Here is a 25,227-nt window from a genome sequence, read left to right on the forward strand (position 1 = left end):
CCACTTAGCACAGTAGATAATAAAAAAGGTGACCTAAAGTCACCTTTTTTGATTTCTAAAGCTTATATGCGCTGCGTTTATTCGTCTAGGAAGCTGCGCAGAGTCTCTGAGCGGCTTGGGTGACGAAGTTTACGTAGTGCTTTTGCTTCGATCTGACGGATACGCTCACGAGTAACGTCGAACTGCTTACCAACTTCTTCTAGAGTATGGTCAGTGTTCATGTCGATACCAAAGCGCATACGAAGTACTTTCGCTTCACGTGGCGTTAGACCTGCAAGCACGTCCTTCGTTGCCACTTTAAGGCTAGTTGCAGTTGCAGAATCTAGCGGCAGTTCTAGCGTTGTATCTTCGATAAAATCACCTAGATGCGAATCTTCGTCGTCACCGATTGGTGTCTCCATTGAGATAGGCTCTTTAGCGATTTTCAGAACTTTGCGAATCTTGTCTTCTGGCATCTGCATGCGCTCAGCCAGTTCTTCCGGTAGCGGCTCACGACCCATCTCTTGCAGCATTTGACGAGAGATACGGTTGAGCTTGTTGATTGTTTCGATCATGTGTACCGGGATACGAATCGTACGTGCTTGGTCCGCGATTGAACGAGTGATTGCCTGACGGATCCACCACGTTGCGTAAGTCGAGAACTTGTAACCACGACGGTATTCGAATTTATCTACCGCTTTCATCAGACCGATGTTACCTTCCTGGATAAGATCCAAGAACTGTAGACCACGGTTGGTGTATTTCTTCGCGATAGAAATTACAAGACGCAAGTTCGCTTCAACCATCTCTTTCTTCGCACGGCGAGCTTTTGCTTCACCGATAGACATACGACGGCTGATGTCTTTAATGTTCTGTACGTTCAGAGAAGTCTCTTCTTCAATCATTTTTAGCTTAGCGATTGAACGACGGATTTCTTCTTCGTTACGTTTGATCTTTTCAGCGTATGGCTTGTCTGAAGCAAGAACTTCATCCAACCAAGCTTCACTTGATTCATTACCAGTGAACAGCGCGATGAATGATTTCTTCGGCATTTTGCCGTATTCAACCACTGACTTCATGATCAGGCGTTCTTGAGTACGAACGCGATCCATAGCAGTACGCAGTTCATTCACTAGGTGATCAAACTGTTTAGGCGTTAGACGAAACTCGCGGAATACGTCTAGCATCATTTCATTAGCAACGGTTGCTTTCGGGCTGTTATAGCCGTACTCGTTGATTGCTAATTGAAGATTTTGATAGGTGCTGCGTAGTTGGTTGAATTTCTCTAGCGCTAACTCTGGATCGATACCTACATCTTCTTCAGAATCATCTGAATCGTCATCGCTATCTTCGTCGTCATCAACGTCTTCATCGTCTTCTTCTTCTAACTGAGATTCAGTCAGTTCAGAACCTATGTGTGTTGCCGTTGGTGCAGCGGTGTCGTCAGCATCTGGGTCTACAAAACCTGAAATAAGGTCAGTAAGACGCAGTTCTTCAGCTTGAACTTTGTCAAATTGCTCAAGAATGTACGGAATCGTACCTGGGTATTCAGCAACAGACGATTGAACTTGGTTAATACCTTCTTCAATACGTTTTGCGATGTCGATTTCGCCTTCGCGAGTTAGAAGTTCGACAGTACCCATTTCACGCATGTACATACGTACTGGGTCTGTGGTACGACCAATCTCACTCTCTACGCTAGACAGTGCAGCGGCTGCAGCTTCGGCTGCATCTTCATCGGTAATATTTGTGTCATCGTTCAGTGCTAAATCATCAGCATCAGGAGCAGTTTCTACTACCTTAATGCCCATGTCGTTGATCATCTGAATGATGTCTTCTACCTGTTCTGAATCTACGATTTCAGCAGGTAGGTGGTCATTTACTTCGGCGTAGGTCAGATAGCCTTGTTCCTTGCCTTTAATAACAAGTGACTTTAGCTGTGACTGCGGATTGTGATCCATAGACGGTATCCAACTTCGTAATCTGGTGAAGGAATCAGTATGCGAAATGCAAACCACTTACTATAACAAATTAAATCGTTGCTGACTAATTAAACAGGGTTACGCTTTTAAATCTAGCATAAGTGCTAGCAGCTCCCTTTTCTCTTCGGCTGATAAACCGACACTTCTTGCTTTGGCCTGCAGGTTTTCAATTTGTTTTTCTACGCACTGGGCAATAATTTTATCCAGTGAGTCTAAAAATATTTCTTCTTGGTTGTCCTCATCGAGTGGAATGTCCCAACTCGCGAGACGAGACAGAAGGGTCTCATTTTGGCTGTTTCGCCAATGCTCTAATAATTGGCCTGTGTTGATATGGGGATGCGCTTGGCATTTATCAAGTACATCAACAAATAAACTTAGACCAGGAATGGGTAAATCTCTAACGCTAGTTAGATCTGGCACCATACTTACGTATTGTGGGTTTTGAATCAGTAACGCGATCACTTCTCGCATCGGCGTTCGCTTGATTTCTTTATGAGGTTGAGGCCTTTTATCCTCTTTACCTTGTTTTGAAATTAGCTGCTGTAGTTGGCGTTCATCAACCAAACCCAAACGGCGGCCAAGCAGTTCTCTCAAGTATAGTCTTAAAGTGCCGCCAGGGACTTTGTCGATGAGAGGAACAGCAAGGGTACTCAGCTTTGCCATGCCTTCTTTCGTGCTCATATCGACTTGCTGAGTCAATGAGCTGAACATGAATTCAGACAAGGGCATCGCATTAGACACTTGTTGTTCAAATGCTTGTTTTCCGTTTTGTCGGATATAAGAGTCGGGATCTTCTCCATCCGGCAAAAACATGAATTTTAACTGGCGACCATCAGTTAGGTAAGGCAATGCATTTTCCATGGCACGCCACGCGGCTTCACGACCTGCGCGGTCACCGTCGTAACAACATACGACAGTGCTTGTTTGCCTGAATAATACTTGCAAGTGATCGCCCGTTGTAGAGGTACCCAATGAGGCAACGGAATAATCTACGCCATATTGAGCAAGCGCGACAACATCCATATAGCCTTCAACCACTAAAATTTGTGGTGGCTCACGGTACGCTTGTAGTACTTCATAAAGGCCATACAATTCTTTACCTTTATGAAATATCGGGGTTTCGGGTGAGTTGAGATATTTCGGTGTCCCATCACCTAATACTCGACCACCAAAGCCTATTACTCGGCCGCGTCTGTCTCGAATAGGAAACATCACTCGACCACGGAATCGGTCGTAGCGGTTGCCTTTGTCGTTTTCGATCAACATGCCGCCTGTGACGAGCATGTCTTGGTTTTCTTTATTCTGGCCAAAGTTCTTACGAACTAAATCCCATTCATCAGCCACATAGCCGATGCCAAATTTCTGGACGATTTCACCAGACAGGCCGCGATCTTTTAGATACTCAATCGCCACTTTACTTGCTGGCTGCTTGAGTTGGTTACGATAAAATTGAGCAATGCTGCCCATTAAGTCGTATAGATTACGTTTTTCACTGCTGCTTGCTTGTGGGCCTGACTGGAACGAACCATTACCGCCGCTACGTTGTTCGCGAGGAACATCTAAGCCCAAGTATGAAGCGAGTTCTTCAATGGCTTCGACGAATTCTAGCCGGTCGAATTCCATCAAAAAGTCGATGGCATTTCCGTGCGCACCACAACCAAAACAATGGTAGAACTGCTTTTCTTGACTGACGCTGAATGACGGCGTCTTTTCGTTGTGGAACGGGCAGCATGCGCCGTAGTTTTTGCCTTTTTTCTTAAGTTTCACACGTGCGTCGATGATATCGACAATATCAAGTCGAGCTAGAAGGTCATCGATAAAACTGCGAGGGATGTGTCCAGCCATAAAACCTAACAAAAAAAGAAGATGATGAGTGGAGTGAATGCTTTAAAAGAATAAGCGTGTTGCTCACTTATTTCATTCCATTCATCCAGATACAAACAAGCCGTGCGTTCCAAAGGATAGCACGGCTTGCTGCAATTGGGTGGGGTATCTTAAGCCAGTTTAGCGCGAACTAAACCGCTTACTTTACCCATATCTGCGCGCCCTTGAATTTGCGGTTTCAGAACGCCCATTACTTTGCCCATGTCTTGCATGCCAGCTGCGCCAGATTCAGCAATCGCGTTCTCGATAAGAGCCGCTACTTCTTCGTCTGTCAGTGGTTGAGGCATAAAGTCCTCAAGAACGGTAATTTCTGCTTGTTCCGCATCAGCAAGATCTTGACGACCCGCTGCTTCATACTGCGCTACAGAGTCGCGACGTTGTTTAACCATTTTGGTCAATACTGCAAGAATGTCGTCATCGTTCAGAGTGATCTGCTCGTCAACTTCACGTTGCTTGATTGCTGATAGGGCTAAACGAATAGTACCAAGGCGTAATTTGTCCTTGGCTTTCATCGCTAATTTTTGCTCTTCTTTGAGTTGATCAATCAGAGCCATAACTAAATTCCTTTTGGAGCTCAGTTATTAGTACAGGCGAACGCGACGAGCGTTTTCGCGAGCTAGCTTCTTAGCGTGACGCTTTTGAGCTGCTGCTTTAGCGCGTTTGCGAACTGTAGTTGGTTTTTCGTAGTGCTCACGACGACGCACTTCAGAAAGGATACCTGCTTTTTCGCAAGAGCGCTTGAAACGACGTAGAGCAACGTCGAACGGTTCGTTTTCACGTACTTTAACTACTGGCATATGCCTTTCACCTCAGGGGTTATTCGTTAACGCTGGCATTCAACAGACCAAATCACAATTGTTTGGTCTCTTACCAGCTTGATCAAAAATGGTGCGGAATTTTAATCCGATCACAACTACTTTGTAAAGCCTTTTGTCGATTATTGTCTGTACAAAATTTGTTTGCAGCACCAAGGCGAGGTAATATGACGCCCAAATTTCCTCTATACAGAAAGCATACTGAGAAAACCATGCGCATTATCGGTATTGAAACCTCTTGTGACGAGACTGGCATCGCGATTTATGATGATGAAAAAGGTCTGCTGTCACACAAGCTTTACAGCCAAGTAAAACTGCACGCAGATTACGGTGGTGTGGTGCCTGAGTTGGCTTCACGTGACCATGTAAAGAAAACCATTCCTCTTATTAAAGAGGCACTAAAAGAAGCGAACTTAACTTCGAAAGACATTGATGGTGTCGCGTACACCGCGGGGCCGGGTCTCGTTGGTGCACTATTAGTGGGCGCTACTATTGGTCGCAGTATTGCTTATGCTTGGGGAGTGCCTGCTGTACCTGTTCATCATATGGAAGGTCACCTGTTGGCTCCAATGCTGGAAGATAACCCACCACCATTCCCGTTTGTGGCAGTGTTGGTGTCGGGTGGTCACTCGATGATGGTCGAAGTGAGAGGCATCGGTGAGTACAAAATTCTGGGTGAGTCGATTGATGATGCGGCGGGCGAAGCGTTTGATAAAACAGCGAAGCTAATGGGGTTGGATTACCCAGGCGGCCCGCTGTTGTCTAAACTGGCAGAAAAAGGCACGCCGGGTCGCTTTAAGTTCCCGCGCCCAATGACTGATCGCCCTGGCTTGGATATGAGTTTCTCTGGCCTGAAAACCTTTACAGCAAATACGATTGCTGCGAATGGCGATGACGAGCAAACTCGCGCAGACATCGCACTGGCATTTGAAGAAGCCGTGTGTGCAACATTGGCGATTAAATGTAAACGCGCGCTTGAGCAAACAGGCATGAAGCGTATTGTTATTGCTGGTGGTGTGAGTGCTAACCGTCGTTTACGTGCAGAGTTAGAGAAGCTAGCGAAGAAAGTTGGCGGCGAGGTTTACTACCCACGAACTGAGTTCTGTACGGATAATGGTGCGATGATCGCTTACGCTGGTATGCAGCGTTTGAAGAATGGCGAAGTGGCAGATATGTCGGTAGAGGCTAGCCCACGTTGGCCGATTGACCAACTGACGCCAGTCGCTTAATCAAACTTATGCGGTAGGTTTGAAATAGATTCACTACGATAAAGGTCTCTGCTCATCAGAGGCCTTTATTTTTAGCTATTCAATGAAAAGCTTCGTTTACACTCTGACTGATGCGAGCAGTTCGGTATCGTTTCAGTGATAGGATGGTGCGGAAGAATAAGAAATGGATATAACAATGAATAAGTTTGAAATTGAAGGTCAGCAACTTGCTTACCTTGATAAAGGTGATGGTCCAGTATTACTGTTTGGTCACAGTTATTTGTGGGATAGCCAAATGTGGGCGCCACAAATTGAAGTTTTAAGCCAGTCATATCGTTGTATTGTGCCAGATTTGTGGGCACATGGTGAGTCAGAAGCGGCCCCTACATCGACAGAGTCATTAGTTGATTATGCACAACATATGTTGGCGTTGATGGATCATTTGGACATTGAAGAGTTTTCGGTGGTGGGCTTATCTGTTGGCGGCATGTGGGGAGCGGAGCTAACGGCTCAAGCGCCGCAACGTGTGAAATCACTGGTATTGATGGATACCTTCATTGGTTGGGAGCCAGAAGTTACGTATAAAAAGTACTTTGCAATGCTTGATACCATTAGCCAAGTCCAAGCGGTGCCTGCGCCAATTATTGAAGCCGTTGTGCCGCTGTTCTTTGCCAACAACGTCGATCAGGATAACCCTGAGTTGGTCGCTTCATTTAAACGCAGTTTAGAAAGCCTGAGTGGTGAGCGTGCGGTTGAAGTGGCTCGGATAGGTCGTATGGTATTTGGCCGGCGTGATGTGATTGAAGATTCGGAAAAATTCGCTCTGCCGACGTTAATTGCGGTGGGCTGTGAAGATAAGCCTCGCCCGGTTTTCGAATCGTATTTAATGAAAGACTGTATCACGGGCAGTGAGTTGGTGGAGATTCCTCAAGCTGGACACATCAGTTGTTTAGAGCAACCTGAGTTCGTCAACCAAATGTTGTTGAACTTCCTGAATCGAGTTCATGCATAACCAATGCATCCCTCTTTAAACGAAAAACTCGGCATTAAGCCGAGTTTTTTTGTGTCAGTTTCTTCTCGCCGATTTTTGGCTCGTCGCCAGACAAAAGCCGCCGAATATTTTGATGATGCTTAAATACGATTAAGCAACACAGCATAGCAACAGGTAACGTGTATTGCGGTTTAAACATCCAGGTATAAAACGGAGTGACCAAAACCGTGACGAGAGCCGCTAAGGATGAATAGCGGAATAGCGCGGCTACTGACAGCCAAGTTAACATCACTAATCCTGTTAAGTCCAAACCAATCGGAGCGATAGCGCCAAGCGCGGTTGCGACACCTTTTCCGCCTTTAAAGTGGAAAAAGATGGGGTACATGTGGCCAAGACAGGCAGCAATGGCGATGACGCCAAGAATGATAGGGTCGATACCAAGAAAGTATCCGCCCCATACGGGGATGGTGCCTTTGAGCATATCGCACAACAAGACTGAAACAGCGGCTCCTCGTCCGCCAATACGCAATACGTTCGTTGCTCCAGGGTTGTTGGAGCCTACACTGCGTGGATCTGGCAGTTTTAAGAGTCGACAGATCAAAACCGCACTGGAAACCGAACCCAGTAAATAGGCGGCCATTGTCATTATCAGTGCCAGTGCGTCCATAGAAGTCCTTGATGGATTGGAATTTAATGCTCGGTTCCCGCGTAGTTGCTATCATACCTCGAATTCACATAATGCAGAAATCCTCACTGTGATAGAGCTTGCATTATGTGATTTCTTGTATATAAAGATGCTTTCGCAGTTTATACCTAAGTAACATTGTGATGACCCAAGCAAATGTTACTTAGGTATAGAATACTACGATCAAATTACCCCTCACGGGTATCCGACCTCTGTAATAGAAGGACATAAGATGGCTCTGGATAAAGTTTTTATTGAACAATTAGAAGTAATCACCACGATTGGCGTGTACGACTGGGAACAACAAATTAAACAAAAGTTGGTTCTGGATATCGAAATGGCGCACGACAATAAGCCTGCGGGTAAAAGTGATGATGTGCAAGATGCGTTGGATTACTCGCAAGTGAGTGAGGCGGTACTGAACCATATTGAAAATGGTCGTTTTCTGTTGGTTGAGCGCGTAGCCGAAGAAGTGGCAGAGCTTATCATGCAGCGTTTCTCTGTGCCTTGGGTGAAAATCCGTTTAGCAAAACCTGGTGCCGTGCCACAAGCACGCGCTGTTGGTGTCGTGATTGAGCGAGGTCAAGCATGATCACCACCTATATCGGTGTTGGTACGAATGTAGAAAGAGAGCAACATGCGCTCGCTGCGTATCAGGAGCTGCTACAGCTTGGAGAAAGTCTCCTCGTATCGCCGGTATATGAATGTGAACCTATTGGCTTTAGCAGCCAGAACTTCTACAACTTTGTCGTTGCAATGCGTACCGAGTTGTCATTAGAAGAGTTGAGTCATCAGCTACGTGAGATTGAATTTAAGTGGGGACGCGAAGAAAATGCGCAAAAGTATCAGGATCGAACACTGGATCTCGATATAGTGTTGTTCGGTGAATGCGTCTCCAAGAAAAAACCTGAGCTACCTCGCAGTGATATTTACAAATATCCTTTTGTCACAAAGCCTCTGTATGATCTCGAACCTCAATTAGTGATCCCAGGCGATGGACGCACAGTCGCAGATATTTGGCATGCAATGCAGCCAGTCGATTCACTCAAACCTGTTTCTTTTTCATTTTTAATTTGAGTTGTTTACATGAGTTATTTTGAAGCCTTTATTCTGGCTCTGATTCAGGGTCTGACAGAGTTTTTGCCTATTTCGAGCTCAGCCCATTTGATCCTGCCCTCCGCCATTTTGGGATGGGAAGACCAAGGTCTAGCCTTTGATGTTGCTGTTCACGTCGGTACATTAATGGCGGTAGTGATCTATTTCCGCCATGAAGTGATCACTCTGTTCCAGGCATTATTTGCTTCGATCTTTAAAGGAGATAGGAGTAAAGAAGCTAAATTGGCTTGGATGATCGTGATCGCCACGATTCCAGCTTGTGTGTTTGGCTTGTTGATGAAAGACATCATTGAAGTGTATCTACGTAGCGCTTATGTCATCGCGACCACAACGATCGTATTTGGTTTGTTGCTTTGGTGGGTAGACAAAAACGCTAAGTTGGTTGCGGATGAATACCAAACGGGTTGGAAGAAAGCTGTATTTATCGGTATTGCTCAAGCCTTAGCGATGATTCCTGGAACGTCGCGTTCAGGGGCGACCATTACGGCTGCACTTTACCTCGGCTTTACTCGAGAAGCGGCTGCGCGCTTTTCATTTTTAATGTCGATCCCGATCATTACATTAGCTGGTAGCTATTTAGGCATGAAGCTAGTGACCAGTGGTGAACCTGTCCATATTGGCTTCTTGCTGACTGGTATCATCACATCGTTTATCAGTGCATATATTTGTATCCACTTTTTCTTAAAGATGATTTCACGCATGGGCATGACACCGTTCGTGATTTACCGTCTGATTCTAGGTTTCGGTTTGTTTGCGTTCTTGCTTAGCGCCTGATAACGCGACGGATTGGCAGCTTGCTTAACCGCAAGCTGCATACCTAAACCACAACGTCATTCTGAACAGCGACGAAGGAGCGAGATTCAGAATCTTCTCTCCGAGTTTCTTGTGGCGTTGGCCATTTCTAAAACTTCCCTGCGTGCTGATATTAGATTCCTAGTCTCGCTAAGGCTCGCTGGAATGGCCTGGCATGAATACAATTCGGTTAATTAACCTGAGCTCAGATCACTTATTCAAAGCGACTCTTACCGCTTCAATCCGTCTCTTTTCTTGTTCATCACGTATTGCCGGGCCTTTAAATCCATCCTTAATGATGCTCTGAACATCTACGGCGGCTGCGGCTTGATAAGCGCGGGTAAAAATCTCAGCTTGAGGATAAGGCTTCTCTTCTAACCCTTTTCGACCTGCATGGTCAGCCTGACAGCATATTAAAATATCTTCTAAGCGCTCAGCTTTGCGCCACACATCGAATTTGTTGAGTATTTTTATGATGGTTTGCGGCTTTAACTCGGCTGCGCGATGGATATTGGAGTGCTGTTCGCACACCATCAAGGCTAAATCACGAAACTCATTCGGCACCCGGACACGCTCGCACAGCTTTTTGATCAGTTTTAATCCTGTATGACAATGCATTTTGTGGCTTGGCCATTCGCTCTCTGGTGTCACCCCTTTGCCTAAGTCATGCACTTGAGCGGCAAATCTGACGGGGAGTGAGTCACTCAATCTTGCGGCTTGCTCTGCCACCATCAAAGTATGGATGCCCGTATCGATCTCTGGATGCCATTTTTCTGGTTGAGGTACGCCAAATAGTGCATCAATTTCGGGTAAAACAACGGCCAATGCACCACAGTCTCGTAGGACCGATAAGAAAATATCAGGGCGAGGGGTGGAAAGGGATTTATGCCATTCTTGCCAAACACGCTCGGGAGTCAGTGTGCTCAGCTCCCCAGATTCTGCCATGTGGCGCATTAACTGCATGGTTTCGTCGGCAACCGTAAAGTCTAGAGCAGCCAGCTTGGCAGCAAAGCGAGCGACACGTAAAACGCGTAGAGGATCTTCGACAAAAGCGTCTGAGACATGGCGTAGCAGTTTATCGTTGAGATCTTGCTGGCCGCCGTAAGGATCATGGAGTTTACCTACATCATCCATTGCCATTGCATTAATGGTTAAATCACGACGAATTAAATCTTCTTCTAAGGTGACACTTTGATCAAAGAAACACTCAAAGCCAGTGTAACCAGAGCCTGATTTTCTTTCTGTTCGCGCAAGTGCATGTTCTTCTTTGCTTTTTGGATGCAAAAATACAGGAAAGTCTTTACCAACGGCGGTGTACCCTTGGGACAGCATCGTCTCGGGAGTCGCACCTACGACCACCCAGTCGTTGTCATAACTATCAATTCCGAGCAATTTATCTCGAACTGCGCCACCTACTAAATAAACTTGCACGAATTACCTCTTAATTTATTGATATGCCGTTGGACATTGTAGCAAGCAATGGTACTTTTCTTTACTCCCGAGAGTAGATGCAGCTATGTTTATATTATATCTGACTATTCCCTGGTGGTTTTTTAGCTGGAGAGCCTAATGTATAAGGACTTTTTTGGGTTTGTAGAACAACCATTCTCGATTGTTCCAAACTCACGTTATTTGTATTTAAGCCAACGTCACAAAGAGGCAATCACACATCTCCAAGCCGGGCTAGGCGATGGCGGTGGTTTTGCTATGCTTACTGGCGAAGTGGGTACAGGCAAAACGACCGTCGCAAAAGCGATGCTGGCGAATTTAGGTGATAACACCAAAGCGGGTCTGATCCTAAATCCCACGTTTTCGAGTCGAGACTTGCTCGAAGCTATTTGCGATGAATTCAAAATTACTTACCCGCCAGATGCAAACCTCAAACAGCTAAACCAAGTGATTCACAAATACTTGCTGCGTAATTATCGTTCAGGCTGGCAGACATTGCTGGTCATTGATGAGGCTCAACACCTTGCTGCCGACGTTTTAGAGCAGTTACGTTTGTTGACCAACTTGGAAACCGATACCAGAAAACTGCTCAAAGTGTTGTTGGTCGGACAGCCTGAATTACAGCGGTTATTACAAACAACGCAACTACGCCAGCTCGCTCAGCGGATTACTGGGCGTTATCACTTGTTGCCGTTGGATGAAAAAGAGACAGAAGATTACATCGCGTTTCGATTACATACGGCAGGTGGTGACCAACAACTGTTTAATCGTGCTTCTTGTAAACTCATTGCCAAATACAGTCACGGCATCCCGCGCTTGATTAATCTTATCTGTGATAAATCTCTCAACATCAGTTATCACCAAGGTAATGTGGTTGTGGATAAGCAAACCGTTCAGCAGGCTTGTGAAGAGGTGATGCAGTTTCAGGCAGATATTTATCAGCAAGATAAAAAAGAGCGCCGTACTTTCCGTTGGCCTGCTTGGGGCTCAGTCACGGTGGGTCTTATTGCGGCATTAGGTACGGGGTGGGCGGTCGTGAATTATATGCCAGCTCAAGCAACGTCAGTGTTGGCGCAAGTGACCGCACCAAGAGAGGAGCCAACGCCAATAGTCGTCAACCAACAATTGACAGATGATCAGCGTGACTTATTGTTAGCACAAAAACAGTCGAATCTCGCCGTGAATGATTTGTATCGTTTGTGGGGTTATCAAGCATCGGTTCGCGACAATCTTTGTTTATCAGAACCCCAATCGACCATGCGTTGTGAGCGTAAAATGGCGACCTGGCCGCTGCTGATGCAACAAAATCGCCCTGTGATTTTGGAGTTGAATTATCAAGGTGATGTTGGGTATGTCATTTTGTACGCCGTCGGTAATGACAAAGTCGAAGTGCTCAATGGCAAGCAGCGTCTGCGTCTGCCTATTTCGTGGCTAAAGCCGATGTGGCAAGGCAATATCATTGAACTGTGGCAAGCGCCGTTGAAAGAGACATTACGTTTAGACATGGAAGGCCCTTCGATCGAAGTATTAGACCGACTATTAGCAGAAGCGGTAAGTGAGCCGCTGCTTGAAACGTCTATTTTTGATGGTGCGATGAAAGAGCGCGTTGAGTTATTCCAACGTTGGCAAGGAATTGGGGTCGACGGCATTGCAGGTAAGCGGACGCTAGATCGTCTTCAACAAAACGTGCAGCCAGATGCGCCTCAACTGGCACGAATCGAGAAGGAGGACGCATAATGTCAGCCATGAAACATATTGGTTTGTTCTTGTTGCCGATCACCGTTGCTGCAATCGGAGTTGCTTGGTATTTAGATCTCCTTACACCTCATGCTGAAGCTAGTACTTCCGCCCCTAAGGCTAAGATGGAAGCGGAACAACCGTTCAAAGCATTGGACTATCCTGAAACTACTCAGTTGGCGCAATTGCCAAGAGAGTGGCCAAGTGCAGAGCTGTCTCGTGATTTTGGTACGTTTGCAACATCTGATGAATACGTGAGTAATACAGCAAACAAAGACGAGATAGAAACATCTGTATCAACTCAAGGCACTTCAGTAGTTGAAGAGGACCTAGGTTTGTCTCTGGATGATCTTGACTTGTCCTCATTATCTCCTGATTTGGCGCGAAAGGTCGAAAATGCGTTATCCCGAGATGATGCGCCTTCACCACAAACGGTGCGCGTGAACGATTTAGAGCGCAACGCTCACCAATGGCAAGGGCGTTTACCTGCGCTCAATTTGCAAACTCACATGTACGCCAGTGATGAAAATCGCCGCTGGGTGAAAATTAACAATGTTGAATATCATCAAGGAGACGTTGTTGATGGGCAGGTCACATTAAGAGAAATACAACCGCAAGCGGTGATTGTCGAGTTCCAAGGTGAGCAAATTCGTATCCCAGCGTTGTATGAGTGGAAAGGGTAGCCGTTTTTTATAGTAAATCATCAAGCCAGCGAGGTCATGTCGCTGGCTTTTTTGTTTCTCATAAGGTCTTTTTTCATCTATTTGAGTGATGATTTTTAGGGACTCACACAAGCTAAATATAGCTCGTGTGAGTCGTTTAAATTACATCAATATCAGCCATGTATTAGTAGAATGACTCCAGTCAGCGTTGTGTAAAAAAACGCCACATTGACGAACTTCGTCATCACGACCTGGTCCACGTTAGACCCCATGAAATAACAGGAGTCTACACAGAGACACATGCGTATTCTGATTTTTTCTTTAAGTGTTGTTGCGTCGTTAAGTTACGCAGCAAAGCCTACCCCTTTCCCTATAACACCAGATAATAACGGACAAGATTTTATGGTCAGCGCGACCAACCCTTACGTGAGCAGCACTGGTTATTCAATATTGAAAGAGGGCGGGAACGCCGTTGATGCCATGGTCGCGATGCAGATGGTGATGTCTGTGGTTGAACCGGATATGACGGGAATTGGCGGCGGTACTTTCGCGCTGTTTTATCAACATGACAAGCAGAAGTTTTTAGCCCTTGATGGGCGAGATGAAGCGCCGTCTAGCGCTCACCCTGAGATGTTTATTGAAAATGGGAAAGCACTCAGCCGCGATGAAATTTTGGGGCCTCGCTCCGTTGCAGTGCCGGGCACCTTACGTCTGCTTTATTCCACTCATGAGCAATACGGCAAATTACCATGGTCTGAGTTGGTTCAACCTGCGATTAAGCTCGCGCGTGATGGGTACGCGATGAATAGCTATACCTATGATATCGTCGTGCGAGAGCAAACGCGTTTGGCTCGCGATCCAGAAATTAAAGCCTTGTATTGGCAAGATGATGAAGTGAAGCCAACAGGGACGTTAATGAAGAACCCTAAAATGGCTGAGACGCTAGAGAAAATAGCTCAGCAAGGCGATCGCTATTTGTATGGTGGTGCACTTGGTCAACATATTGTTGATACGGTGAATAGTCGTATTAACGAGCAGCATGAGAAATTGTCGTTAGAGGACTTTAAAAACTATCAGGTGAAATCTCGCGATATTATTGAAAGCGATTATCGAGGCAACAAAATCGTTTCGTTTGGTTACCCGGCCTCTGGCGGTGTGATGGTTGCTCAAAGTCTGAAATTGCTGGAGCCGTACGATATATCTCAGATGGCATTAACTGATGTAGAGCCTTGGCGTTTAATGACTGAGGCGATGCGCTTAGCAAAAGCTGATCGTATTGCGTATGCCGGAGATCCGGATTATGTGGAAGCACCAGTTGAACAATTGTTATCTAAAACCTATTTGGACCAGAGACGTGATTTAATCCCTGATAATGGCACCTCGAAAGAGAATCCAAAAGCCGGACAGATAACGCAAACTCAGCATGCGCAATATCAAGGCTTCGAGAGCAAAGATACAGGGCACATTTCTATCGTTGATAGGGAAGGTAATGCGATTGCTATGACCAGCACCGTTGGCACGGGAATGGGATCTGGTGTCATGGTTGATGGCGTTATCTTGAATGCACAAATGGCAAACTTTTCACCTCAACCTACGCTTAACGGTAAGCCTACTCAAAACTCGATTGAAGCGGGTAAGCGTCCACGCTCAGCCATTACGCCATTAATGGTGATGGACAGTGATGATAACTTGCGTTTGGTTGTCGGTTCACCAGGAAGTTCGCAAATCCCGGGGTATGTACTCAAAACCGTGGTTGGCGTGCTGGATTGGAACTTATCAGCGCAAGAGGCTATTGACTTACCAAACATCCAGTACGGTACCAAGATAGACCGCACGAAGCCGTATGACCCAACAGGCTTGCTAGTGGAGAAGAAAACCTTCGCAGAAATGTTGGTGCCGGAGTTTATGGCGCTTGGCTACCCAGTACACGTTATTCCAGTGGTAAGTGGTTTGAATGCAATTGAGCTAAAAGATGGCAAGCTTTATGGCGCAACGGATCGTCGTCGAGCATCTAGTTCAATGGGGGAGTAGTGCAGATTTCCGTAAAACTAAGCAAACAAAAAAGCCAGTCGAATATCGACTGGCTTTTGCATTCTTTTTTATAGATAAAAGGGCGAAGGACTTATGCCCAACCCGCAGGTGAACGTTTTCTACGAGGCATGACATGCGGAAGAATCAAACCAAATAGCAAACCTAAACCTGCAACACCGCCGCCATAAGTGAAGTACTTAAGCAGCATGTCGTCTTTTTGTGTATCCAGCTTAGCGCGCAGCTCGCGGTTTTCTGTCTCAACAGAAGTAAGCTGGTCGCTGATCTCAGAGTATTTATTCTCAAGATCGGAAATTTGTTGGTTACGCGTTTCTAGAGAGGTAACAAGGCCGGCTTTCTCTGCATCAGAAGTTTTACGAGCGTTAGCAAGCTGCTCTTTCACTTCTGCTAGCTCTTTCTCAATGCGAGGAAGGCGAATTGCCATGCTTTCTTGGTTTGTCACAAACTTGCTTTGTACCCAACCAGTACGACCGCGGTCATCACGAACTTGCGTATAGCCAGTATCTCGGTTGGTTTTAATCAGTTGTACTTTAGAACCGGCATTAACACTACCAATAATACGGTAGGTGTTATTTGGACCTGAGTGCATAAAAGTGAAGAGGTCATCAGAAATATAACGGTCTGCTGCTAGGGCCGCTGGCGCTGCTAGCAAAGTAAACAAAACCGTGATGATTAGTTTTTTCACAGTAAATCCCTTAACGATTTTTCTTGGAGACAGCGTTGGCACCGAATGATTGGAGCCGGAAATAGACGAATAGTATGCAGTTTCAAACTTCGGTGCAACAAAGAAGGGAGGCAAAGCCTCCCTTTCTGTGCGTTTGAGTCAATAATGACAAAGCGCTTACATTCTATTGACGAGTGTCTTAAGCGAACATCGCTTGAAGTCCGTAGAAGAATACAACGGCCAATAGTGCACCTGCTGGTAGTGTAACGATCCATGATGCCACGATGTTACGAACCACGCCCAGGTTTAGTGCCGCGATACCACGAGCAAAGCCAACACCGAGAACCGCACCAACCAATGTTTGAGTGGTAGAGATTGGCAGACCAGTACCAGAAGCTAGAACAACAGTACAAGCGGTTGCTAGCTGAGCTGCAAAACCACGGCTAGGAGTTAGCTCAGTGATACCTGTACCAACGGTTGCCATTACTTTGTGACCCAGTGTCGCAAGACCGACCACGATACCAATACCACCAAGAGGTAGAATCCACCAAGCGATGGTGCTTTTCGTGCTGATTTCGCCCATATGTTCAACAGTCGATACTACAGCAGACAGTGGACCAATGGCGTTTGCAACGTCGTTTGAACCGTGTGCAAATGCCATTGCACAAGCGGTGATAACCATCAGAACGCTGAAGATACCTTCCACGCCAGAAAAGCTGCGGTCTTCTTCGCGATTAGCGAATTTTTTCTGGATGTATACGTAGCCGCCAACCATCACGAGTGCTGAAACTGCTGCTGCCCACATCCAAGCTTCGCCATTGGTTAGGTGAAGACCAACGTGTTTTAGACCTTTTTTGATAGTTACAAGTGCAATCACCATTGTTGTGATGAACATGTAAACAGGAACAAAACGTTTGGCGTTGAATAACGGGTTCTCAGTATCAAAAATCAGACGTTGTGCGCTGACAAAGATAACGTAAGCAAAGAAACCTGAAATCACTGGTGTAATAATCCAGCTACCAACAATGCCTTGAACGCTGCCCCAGTCAACCGCTTCAGTACCTACTGATACGCATGCAAAACCAATGATTGCACCGATGATTGAGTGAGTCGTAGATACTGGCCAGCCCATGTAAGAGGCAAGAAGTAACCATGTACCCGCAGCCAAAAGAGCAGACATCATACCGTAGACAAGAACGTCAGGTTGACTAGCAAATAAAGAAGTTTCGATTACACCTTTACGGATAGTGTCGGTTACTTCACCGCCTGCAAGGTAAGCACCTGCAAATTCGAAGATCATCGCAATGATGATAGCTTGTTTTACGGTTAGCGCTTTTGAACCTACTGATGTACCCATCGCATTAGCAACGTCGTTCGCGCCAATACCAATCGCCATCATGAAACCAAAAATCGCTGCAACAATAATCAGGACAGTGCCGTAGTTCGCAAGGATATCCATCGTAATACCTAGTTGTTTTATAACAAGCGGAACAAAATTTTACGCGCGCCAAACCATAAGACGATGAAAATAGTCATCGTCCCTATGACACGTGTTCATTATGCTCTTCGTTATGTCGTTAACTTTATGTTTTAAGATCGAGATAGCATGACTTCCAAACGAGCACCTACGCGCTGCGCTTGGTCGGCAATACCACCTACCCATTCAAGAATCTTGTACAAGAACATGACATCGATAGGGTTCATGTCAGACTCAATCGCCATCAACTGTTGACGAAGTTCAATCTGCATAGCATCGGTATCATCTTCGATGACATCTAATTGATGAATCATTTCAGCGACGAGCGTCACTTCACGACCTTTGAAGCCGGTTTCTAGCAATTCATCAAGTTCATTGATTACCTTTTGCGCCTGATCGGCCGCATCAAGACAACGTTGAACGTAAGCGAGGAAGTTTGGTTGGAGAGCCTCAGGAATGACAAGTTGACGACCATATACACGGCCAGCAATGTCTTTTGCCAGGTTTGCAAGTTTGTCCTGCTGAGTCAGAAGCTCAAGCATGTCAGTACGGTCTACTGGCATGAACAAACCGCGAGGCAGTTTTAGACGGATTTCACGTTTCAGCACGTCCGCTTCTTTCTCTAGGTGAGAAATTTGTGCACGGATTTCAGATGCTTTTTCCCAGTCACCCTTTGAAGATACTTCAAAGAATTTCACCAAGTGTGAACAACATTCGTTGACACACACAACGTGGCGTTGCAAAGGCTTAATTGGGGACTTTGCAAATAACCCCATAATTGTATTTACTGGCATGGTCATTCAACCTAATAACTATAACCTTAAAAAAACATACACCATTTCTGAGTGCTTGGCGAAATGTTGAACGATGGCTATAAAGGCGCGCATGGTAACGCATTAAATCGCTCATTAAAACTGTTTTAGATCATCATTCCGGCGATATTTCTCTCTTGCCGTGCGAGAAATTACGCAATATCCTGTTTCTATCTGCTTTGAAAGGTATAGCTATGGAAACCGAAATAGAACTGAAGTTTTTTGTTTCTCCTGAATTTTCAGAAACTTTAAAAGAAAAAATTTCTGAGACAAAAGTACTTCAGCATAGTTGTCGTGACTTGGGTAACACCTACTTTGATACCGCCGATAAATGGCTGAGAAAGCACGACATTGGTTTAAGAATTCGCCGTTTTGATGATGTATTCGTCCAAACCGTAAAGACAGCAGGACGCGTCGTCGCAGGCTTACATCAAAGACCAGAATACAATGCTGAGCACACTAGCGACGAGCCTAATCTGTCGCTTCATCCTGTAGACATTTGGCCGCCAGGTAAAGACGCAGCAACGCTGCAATCTGAGCTTATGCCGTTATTCTCGACCAACTTCACACGTGAACAGTGGCTGATTGGCATGCCAGACGGTAGCCAAATAGAAGTGGCGTTTGACCAAGGTATGGTCGTCGCCAAAGGTGAAGATGGGGAAGAGAAACAAGAACCGATTTGCGAAGTTGAACTGGAACTTAAATCGGGCCAAACCGATGCCCTATTTACACTAGCACGTAGCTTTTGCGAGCAAGGTGGCATGCGTTTGGGTAACTTGAGTAAAGCGGCGAAAGGCTATCGACTTGCAAGTGGCTATGCAGGTGATGAAGTAAAATCGTTGGCGCTTGTGGACAGTAGCCCGACGGATACCGTTGAATACTGCTTGATCAACTCTTTAGAACACGCCCTATCTCACTGGCATTATCACGAGCAAATTTATGCTGAGCGTGACAATGTGGAAGCGCTACGTGAAATCAGCAATGCCATTCGTTTTATTCGTCAAACATTGACCATTTTTGGTGGTGTTGTCCCTCGTCGCGCGAGTGCGATTCTGCGCCAAGAGCTTAAATGGTTGGAAGAAGAACTGAGTTGGTTGGATGAGCATGCACACCTTGAAGAGCTCTTAGATGACAAAGGCAATGTGCTGCGTAAGTTGGATGCGCGTAAGTTCTTAGTATCTGAGTTGACTCAGCAGTTACAAGAGCTGCCAAGCCGTGAAGAAGTGCTAGGGTTGCTCAATTCCGCGCGTTACACCGGGTTATTGCTGGATCTTAGTCGCTGGATCTTAGCGCGTGGCTGGCAGCCGTTTCTTGATGAAAAAGCGCGCGAAAAAATGGCAAGTAATATCATGCCGTTTTCAGTCACTCAGCTCGATCGCACTTGGGCAGAACTAATGGAAGCTTTCCCAGCAGAGCGCGACCTGACGGCGCAAGAGTACGTTGATCAGCGCTATCGCTTGCTGCGTAACCTCTATACCGGTATTGGTTTCGCGAGTCTATATAACTCGGATGAGCGTAACAGCTTCCGTTTGCCATGGGCGGATCTGGTGCATGGTATTGATGATCTGCTAATGCTGAACCACTTACTTCCGTTGGTAGATATGTTGGAAGACGCAGAAAAAGAGCAGTTAGAACGCTGGTTGCACCGTCAAGAGCGTTCAATTTTGCATGCAATGGATCAAACCCGAGCGATCAGTGTGGAAGTTCAGCCTTATTGGCGTGAATGATCACCTTGACTACCTGTACAAAAAATAGGACCGCATGGTCCTATTTTTTTGTCTTTGTTTTGCTTTGTTGCAGTTCTTTTTCTATGAAGTCGAGTCGTTCTAGTATTTGGGCTTGTTGATTCAGGAGCTGCTCGAGCATACGTTCTTTATTGATTAAGCTGTGCGTCTGTTGTTTCGTCGGAGCGGTAAGAATAGAGGTGATAAGACCCGAAATCATACCAAAGATCCCCACACCACAAACAATGATGATGACGGCTAAAAACTTTCCTATTGAGGTCACCGGATAATGATCGCCGTAACCAACGGTTGAGATCGTTACGAATACCCACCACAAAGCATCGGCGCCAGTGCGAATATTTGCTTCTGGGTTTTTCGCTTCGATAAACAGCATTGCACTAGAGCCGAGCGTAATGAGGATCACCATCAACAGTAATATTGAGGCGACCGTGGTTTCGCGGCGGTTTTCTTTGAGCTGATGCAAAATGAACTTCGACGAGCGCAGTACTAATACCACTCGAAGAATATGAAAGATACGAGCAAAGCGCAGTGGCTCTATTAATGGGATACTCGCCACGAAATCTATCCAATGACGTTTAAGAAATAACCACCGATCTGTGGACCGGATCAAATCAATGGTGAGCTGTAATAGAAAAATACTACAGATTATGAAATCCAGACCGATAAGAACTTGACGGGTTTCGTGATCGATCGGGAAAAACAACAAGCCAGAGATCACAAATAGTGCCATAAAAGACAATATTAGTGACAACAGGCCCATCGGTCGTGTGCTGTCTTTGATATCATTGTTTTTCATACGAAGCTCGAAATAAATCGCGTAACCACGCTAAACGCGAACATAACTATAAGTAATATAAAGATTATAGATAAAGACTATATAAGACTCGGTGGAGAACTGACAATGGAAAAGCTGGCATTTAAGCCATGGGAAAGGGTCATATCCGACATTCGACTGGTTCCTAAAATGGTCATGTTGATGGTCTTCAGTACTGTCCTGATAGTGGCAAAACAACTGTGGGACGCGAACACCTTTTACGATTCACTTTTAGCGGCGACACAAAACGCGCAAGTTGCCCAACAGCATTACGAAGCATACTTAACGCAAGTTGCTTGGCAAACCGCCTTATTGATTGTGGTTTTTGTCGTGCTCTTATTAGCGGCGGCTAGAGTGATGCTGCGTCAAACGCAGTATCTGAGCGACGCGATCAAACTGATGGCGAGCAAGAACCTCTCCGTACCATTTGGTATGGATTGTAAAGATGAATACGGAGACGTGGCACGTGAATTAGAAAAGACACGTCGCCAATTGCACGATGTGATTCAAATGCAAATTAATGCTTCTGATGAGTTATCCACACTCACGGAAGTGATGACGCTGAGCATGTCGGAAACGAAGGAATCGGCGCAAGAAGAGTTTAACGAAATTGACCAACTTGCGACGGCCATGAGTGAAATGTCGTCGACGGTGCAAACCGTCGCAGAACATGCTCAGACGGCGTCTTCTCTTACAGAGCAAGCTTCCGCACAAGCGATTTCTGGTCAACAGTTCTTGCAAAGTACGATGGCGAAAATGAGTGAACTCTCGTCGGACATCGCTTCATCGGCGCAGGCGGTTAACCAGGTCGAAGAACGTGTTGAATCCATTGGTAGTGTTGTGGGTACGATTCAAGGTATCTCTGAACAAACTAACCTGCTTGCACTGAATGCGGCTATTGAAGCTGCGCGAGCTGGCGAGGCGGGTCGTGGTTTTGCGGTGGTTGCAGATGAAGTTCGTAACCTTGCACAACGTACACAACAAGCGACGGTAGAAATTCAAGAGATGATTGCTCAGCTGCAAACCAGTGCAGAATCTGCTGTAGAACTCATGGAGAAAAGCGTAGTGGAAGCGGCCGATGGAAACGAGCTGGTTTCTAATGCTGGATCTGAGCTCGATGGTATTGTTGGGCAAGTGACGCAAATCAATGACATGAACTTCCAAATCGCGACGGCGTCTGGTCAGCAAAGCAGTGTTGCAGAAGAGATGAGTCAAAACCTCACCAATGTACGTGAGCTGGTGGAAGCCTCGGTTGTGGTTGTGACAGAGCTGCTAGAAACTTCTGAAATGATGCAAAATAATGCTGGCGAGTTAGATAAGAAGATCAAATCTTTCCAAGTTTAATATTCCATCCAGAACTTTTGATAAAACGCCCACAAACCTTTTGTGGGCGTTTTTATTTGCTTTAAGTCTGGTATAAAGAATGAGTTACCGTGCTTTTCAAACAAGGAAGAAAAATGCAGCTGCCTTCGCCACTGATTTCTATCGCTGAATCTGCCGTACAAAATGCTCAAGAGGCAGGTTATTTTCCCCTTTGGCCAGATGAGATTGCGCAGCAATTTCGCTATGTGGCGGGCTTAAGCCAGTTTATTACCGAAGCGATTCATCGCGATGAAGTTTTAGCCCGTGAGCTACCGAACATGTTAGCGCACCCAAGCCGTCAAGAATCTTACCGTTCACGTCTTGCGGCACTGCTGGGACAATGCCCGGATGAGATGTCTGGTCATCGCGTGTTGCGTCAGTTTCGCAACCGAGAAATGGTGTACATTGCGTGGAAGGATTTCACGCATGCATGGTCGCTAGAAACGTCTTTAAGCCACTTATCCGAGTTGGCTGAAGCGATGATTTTTGAAACCTATCAATGGCAATATCAAGCGTGTTGTCAGGAGTGGGGAACGCCGACGAGTGAGGAAGGTGAAGTACAGCCGATGTTGATTATCGGCATGGGGAAACTGGGTGGCGGCGAGCTAAACTTTTCATCCGATATCGATCTGATTTTCACGTATCCAGAAAACGGTGAGACACAAGGCGCGCGCCGCAGCATTGCCAATGCCCAGTTCTTTACTCGTCTTGGTCAACGCATCATCAAAGCGCTCGACCAACAAACCTTCGATGGCTTCTGTTACCGCGTAGATATGCGTTTGCGTCCGTTTGGTGAGAGTGGTCCATTAGTCATGAGCTATGCGGCACTAGAGGATTACTATCAAGAACAGGGACGTGACTGGGAGCGTTACGCAATGATCAAAGCTCGAGTGATGGGGTGCGAAATGTACCCGCAATACCAAGAGCTACGTCAAATGCTGCGTCCTTTTGTTTTTCGTCGCTATATTGATTTCAGTGCGATTCAGTCTTTGCGTCGGATGAAATCGATGATCAGTAGTGAGGTTCGCCGCCGAGGTTTGAACAACAACATTAAGTTAGGCGCAGGTGGCATCCGAGAAATTGAATTTATCGCCCAAGTTTTTCAATTAATTCGAGGGGGGCGCGAGCCTTCTCTTCGTAATCGAGGGTTGTTGGAAACGCTGCAAGGCATTGAAGAGCTGGCGTTACTCACTTCGCAAGAAGTCAGCAGTCTAGAAGTCGCATACAAGTATTTGCGTCAATTAGAAAACTTGTTGCAAGCGATGGCGGACAAGCAAACCCAGACGCTGCCTGATTGCGAAACCGAACGCTTAAAGCTCGCTACCGCGATGCAAATGACCTCTTGGGACCAACTGATTGAGCAAACTCAGCTGCACATGGCGAATGTCCATCAAGTATTTGAGTCGTTAATTGGTGATGATGAAGAAGACGAGGGTACTACGGTTGCTCGTCATTTTCATGAGTTATGGGATATGGCGAACAAACAAGATGTGCTTGAACATATCTTGCAGCAGGATATTCAGGTTGAAGACTTTGCTTCATGCGCGAAAACCATCATCAACTTTAAAACCGATCTGGCTAAAAAAACGTTAGGACCGCGTGGACGCGAAGTGTTAAACCGTTTGATGCCGAAGGTGTTTGATGCGGTGTTTGCCCACCCTGATGCACAGTTTGGTTTACCGCGAGTGCTGCATTTACTGCACAATATCTGCACTCGTACGACTTATCTGGAGTTATTGGATGAGCATCCAGCGGCTCTAGTACAGCTCGTGCGTTTGTGTACCGCAAGCCCAATGATTTCAGAGCAGCTATCTCGGTATCCGATCTTACTCGATGAGTTGATCGACCCTGCACAGTTGTACAATCCAATCCCATTAGACAGTTACCGTACAGAGCTGCGTGATTATCTGGCCCGTATTCCAGAAGATGATATGGAGCAGCAAATGGAAGCGTTGCGCCAGTTTAAGCAAATCTGCATTTTACGTATTGCGGCGGCGGATATTGCTGGTGCATTGCCGGTGATGAAAGTGAGTGATCACTTAACCTATTTGGCGGAAGCTATCGTTGATGCTGTGGTCAGTCAGGCTTGGTTGCAAGTGTCCGAAAAATACGGCGAGCCAACGCATGTAAAAGATCGTGAAGGCAAGGGTTTTGCCGTCATTGGCTATGGCAAAGTCGGTGGTTGGGAACTCGGCTATAACTCCGACTTGGATATCGTCTTCATGCATGACTGCCCAGTCAATGTCTATACAGATGGCAAAAAGGAAATCGACGGTCGCCAGTTCTACCTTCGCCTAGCGCAGCGCATCATCCATATTTTCTCGACTCGCACCGCTTCCGGCATTTTGTACGAAGTCGATACCCGCTTGCGCCCGTCTGGCGCGTCAGGTTTGTTGGTTAGCCCAACCGATGCGTTTGACGATTATCAGCATCAAGAAGCCTGGACATGGGAGCATCAAGCACTTGTGCGCGCGCGCTTGATTTACGGCGATGAACCCCTTGCTATTGCATTTCACAATACGCGACATGATGTGTTGTGCAAAGCGCGCGATCGGGCGGAACTGAAAAAAGCCGTTGTCGAAATGAGAGAGAAAATGCGCGGTCATCTTGGGGGGAAAAAGCCCGGCCGTTTTATGCTCAAGCAAGATGTGGGAGGGATTACCGATATCGAATTTCTCGCTCAGTACTTAGTGCTCAACTATAGTCACGATAAGCCGAAATTAACGCGTTGGTGTGATAATGTGCGTATCTTTGAAACGCTCATTGCACAAAATGTCATGGACGAAGACCAGGCAATGCAGTTGATACGTGCCTACACGACAATGCGAAACGAAATACACCGAAGAAATCTACTCAATTTAGATGCTGATGTGGTGGAAGATAAGTTTGTTGCCGAAAGGGAGTGGGTAAAACAGGCTTGGAATCAGTGGTTCAGTTAAGACCATATATTTAGCCTCGATAAGGGCTGTGATAAACTCACTTCGATTTAATTTTTGGAGACCAA

At 46.1% G+C, this 25,227-nt stretch carries 21 protein-coding genes; 11 read left to right on the forward strand and 10 right to left on the reverse strand.

The window, feature by feature from the left end:
- Positions 1-77 precede the first annotated feature (77 nt).
- From rpoD to rpsU, 4 genes are all read right to left on the reverse strand, one after another.
- The gene (gene rpoD, locus D8S93_RS17110) at positions 78-1,940 is read right to left on the reverse strand and encodes an RNA polymerase sigma factor RpoD (protein ID WP_005395986.1); all 1,863 of its coding nucleotides are present in this window, start codon (positions 1,938-1,940) and stop codon (positions 78-80) included.
- Between the two features lie 99 nt (positions 1,941-2,039).
- Positions 2,040-3,806, reverse strand: coding sequence for a DNA primase (gene dnaG / locus D8S93_RS17115; RefSeq protein ID WP_005379719.1), 1,767 nt, complete (start codon positions 3,804-3,806; stop codon positions 2,040-2,042).
- 149 nt (positions 3,807-3,955) lie between these two features.
- Positions 3,956-4,399, reverse strand: a complete 444-nt coding sequence (locus tag D8S93_RS17120; protein WP_005395984.1) for a GatB/YqeY domain-containing protein — start codon at positions 4,397-4,399, stop codon at positions 3,956-3,958.
- Positions 4,400-4,426: 27 nt separating this feature from the next.
- A complete protein-coding gene (gene rpsU, locus D8S93_RS17125; RefSeq protein ID WP_001145625.1) occupies positions 4,427-4,642 on the reverse strand; it encodes a 30S ribosomal protein S21 in 216 nt (71 codons plus the stop codon).
- 230 nt (positions 4,643-4,872) lie between these two features.
- On the opposite strand from rpsU, the gene tsaD reads away from it, so the two are divergent.
- The gene (tsaD, locus tag D8S93_RS17130; RefSeq protein WP_152814534.1) at positions 4,873-5,889 is read left to right on the forward strand and encodes a tRNA (adenosine(37)-N6)-threonylcarbamoyltransferase complex transferase subunit TsaD; all 1,017 of its coding nucleotides are present in this window, start codon (positions 4,873-4,875) and stop codon (positions 5,887-5,889) included.
- A gap of 175 nt (positions 5,890-6,064) precedes the next feature.
- Positions 6,065-6,880 (forward strand): alpha/beta fold hydrolase, encoded by an 816-nt coding sequence (locus tag D8S93_RS17135; RefSeq protein WP_005395980.1) that lies wholly within the window; start codon positions 6,065-6,067, stop codon positions 6,878-6,880.
- A 34-nt stretch (positions 6,881-6,914) separates the two neighbouring features.
- Here the strand turns inward: D8S93_RS17135 and plsY are convergent, their stop codons facing one another.
- Positions 6,915-7,526, reverse strand: coding sequence for a glycerol-3-phosphate 1-O-acyltransferase PlsY (plsY, locus tag D8S93_RS17140; RefSeq protein ID WP_005379857.1), 612 nt, complete (start codon positions 7,524-7,526; stop codon positions 6,915-6,917).
- A gap of 250 nt (positions 7,527-7,776) precedes the next feature.
- On the opposite strand from plsY, the gene folB reads away from it, so the two are divergent.
- Genes folB through D8S93_RS17155 form a run of 3 tightly spaced genes read left to right on the forward strand, consistent with a single transcriptional unit; the run spans position 7,777 to position 9,434 of the window.
- Entirely contained in the window at positions 7,777-8,136 is a 360-nt protein-coding gene (gene folB, locus D8S93_RS17145) for a bifunctional dihydroneopterin aldolase/7,8-dihydroneopterin epimerase (protein WP_005436044.1), read from the forward strand.
- Positions 8,133-8,621 carry a 2-amino-4-hydroxy-6-hydroxymethyldihydropteridine diphosphokinase gene (folK, locus tag D8S93_RS17150; protein ID WP_012841141.1) on the forward strand — a complete coding sequence of 163 codons (489 nt, stop codon included), beginning with the start codon at positions 8,133-8,135 and terminating at the stop codon, positions 8,619-8,621. Before folB ends, folK begins: the two co-directional genes overlap by 4 nt.
- Before the next feature lie 9 nt (positions 8,622-8,630).
- Positions 8,631-9,434 carry an undecaprenyl-diphosphate phosphatase gene (locus D8S93_RS17155; protein ID WP_006743204.1) on the forward strand — a complete coding sequence of 268 codons (804 nt, stop codon included), beginning with the start codon at positions 8,631-8,633 and terminating at the stop codon, positions 9,432-9,434.
- A 228-nt stretch (positions 9,435-9,662) separates the two neighbouring features.
- Here the strand turns inward: D8S93_RS17155 and D8S93_RS17160 are convergent, their stop codons facing one another.
- Positions 9,663-10,883: a multifunctional CCA addition/repair protein gene (locus D8S93_RS17160; protein ID WP_319803033.1), complete on the reverse strand. Its 1,221-nt coding sequence runs from the start codon at positions 10,881-10,883 to the stop codon at positions 9,663-9,665.
- A 138-nt stretch (positions 10,884-11,021) separates the two neighbouring features.
- Here D8S93_RS17160 and D8S93_RS17165 point away from each other — a divergent pair, with 138 nt between their 5' ends.
- The 3 genes from D8S93_RS17165 (at position 11,022) to ggt (ending at position 15,331) form a co-directional block, all read left to right on the forward strand.
- Positions 11,022-12,638 (forward strand): ExeA family protein, encoded by a 1,617-nt coding sequence (locus D8S93_RS17165; RefSeq protein WP_152814450.1) that lies wholly within the window; start codon positions 11,022-11,024, stop codon positions 12,636-12,638.
- Positions 12,638-13,321, forward strand: coding sequence for a general secretion pathway protein GspB (locus D8S93_RS17170; protein WP_005395951.1), 684 nt, complete (start codon positions 12,638-12,640; stop codon positions 13,319-13,321). Before D8S93_RS17165 ends, D8S93_RS17170 begins: the two co-directional genes overlap by 1 nt.
- 279 nt (positions 13,322-13,600) lie before the next feature.
- Entirely contained in the window at positions 13,601-15,331 is a 1,731-nt protein-coding gene (gene ggt, locus D8S93_RS17175) for a gamma-glutamyltransferase (RefSeq protein WP_152814452.1), read from the forward strand.
- Positions 15,332-15,422: 91 nt separating this feature from the next.
- Here the strand turns inward: ggt and D8S93_RS17180 are convergent, their stop codons facing one another.
- The 3 genes from D8S93_RS17180 to D8S93_RS17190 all read right to left on the reverse strand — a co-directional run bounded on the left by D8S93_RS17180 (position 15,423) and on the right by D8S93_RS17190 (position 18,284).
- Positions 15,423-16,034 (reverse strand): TIGR04211 family SH3 domain-containing protein, encoded by a 612-nt coding sequence (locus D8S93_RS17180; RefSeq protein WP_031780509.1) that lies wholly within the window; start codon positions 16,032-16,034, stop codon positions 15,423-15,425.
- Positions 16,035-16,212: 178 nt separating this feature from the next.
- The gene (locus tag D8S93_RS17185; RefSeq protein WP_005395948.1) at positions 16,213-17,472 is read right to left on the reverse strand and encodes an inorganic phosphate transporter; all 1,260 of its coding nucleotides are present in this window, start codon (positions 17,470-17,472) and stop codon (positions 16,213-16,215) included.
- 131 nt (positions 17,473-17,603) lie between these two features.
- A complete protein-coding gene (locus D8S93_RS17190) occupies positions 17,604-18,284 on the reverse strand; it encodes a TIGR00153 family protein (protein WP_031780508.1) in 681 nt (226 codons plus the stop codon).
- A 212-nt stretch (positions 18,285-18,496) separates the two neighbouring features.
- Here D8S93_RS17190 and D8S93_RS17195 point away from each other — a divergent pair, with 212 nt between their 5' ends.
- Positions 18,497-20,029 (forward strand): inorganic triphosphatase, encoded by a 1,533-nt coding sequence (locus D8S93_RS17195; RefSeq protein WP_005395946.1) that lies wholly within the window; start codon positions 18,497-18,499, stop codon positions 20,027-20,029.
- A 40-nt stretch (positions 20,030-20,069) separates the two neighbouring features.
- Here the strand turns inward: D8S93_RS17195 and D8S93_RS17200 are convergent, their stop codons facing one another.
- A complete protein-coding gene (locus D8S93_RS17200; protein WP_006743197.1) occupies positions 20,070-20,843 on the reverse strand; it encodes a potassium channel family protein in 774 nt (257 codons plus the stop codon).
- Between the two features lie 105 nt (positions 20,844-20,948).
- On the opposite strand from D8S93_RS17200, the gene D8S93_RS17205 reads away from it, so the two are divergent.
- Positions 20,949-22,205, forward strand: coding sequence for a methyl-accepting chemotaxis protein (locus D8S93_RS17205; protein ID WP_005395942.1), 1,257 nt, complete (start codon positions 20,949-20,951; stop codon positions 22,203-22,205).
- A 113-nt stretch (positions 22,206-22,318) separates the two neighbouring features.
- Positions 22,319-25,162 (forward strand): bifunctional [glutamate--ammonia ligase]-adenylyl-L-tyrosine phosphorylase/[glutamate--ammonia-ligase] adenylyltransferase, encoded by a 2,844-nt coding sequence (gene glnE / locus D8S93_RS17210; RefSeq protein ID WP_152814454.1) that lies wholly within the window; start codon positions 22,319-22,321, stop codon positions 25,160-25,162.
- Positions 25,163-25,227: the final 65 nt, after the last annotated feature.

This window comes from Vibrio sp. VGrn 2 (genome assembly GCF_009361695.1).
GTDB lineage: Bacteria > Pseudomonadota > Gammaproteobacteria > Enterobacterales > Vibrionaceae > Vibrio > Vibrio diabolicus.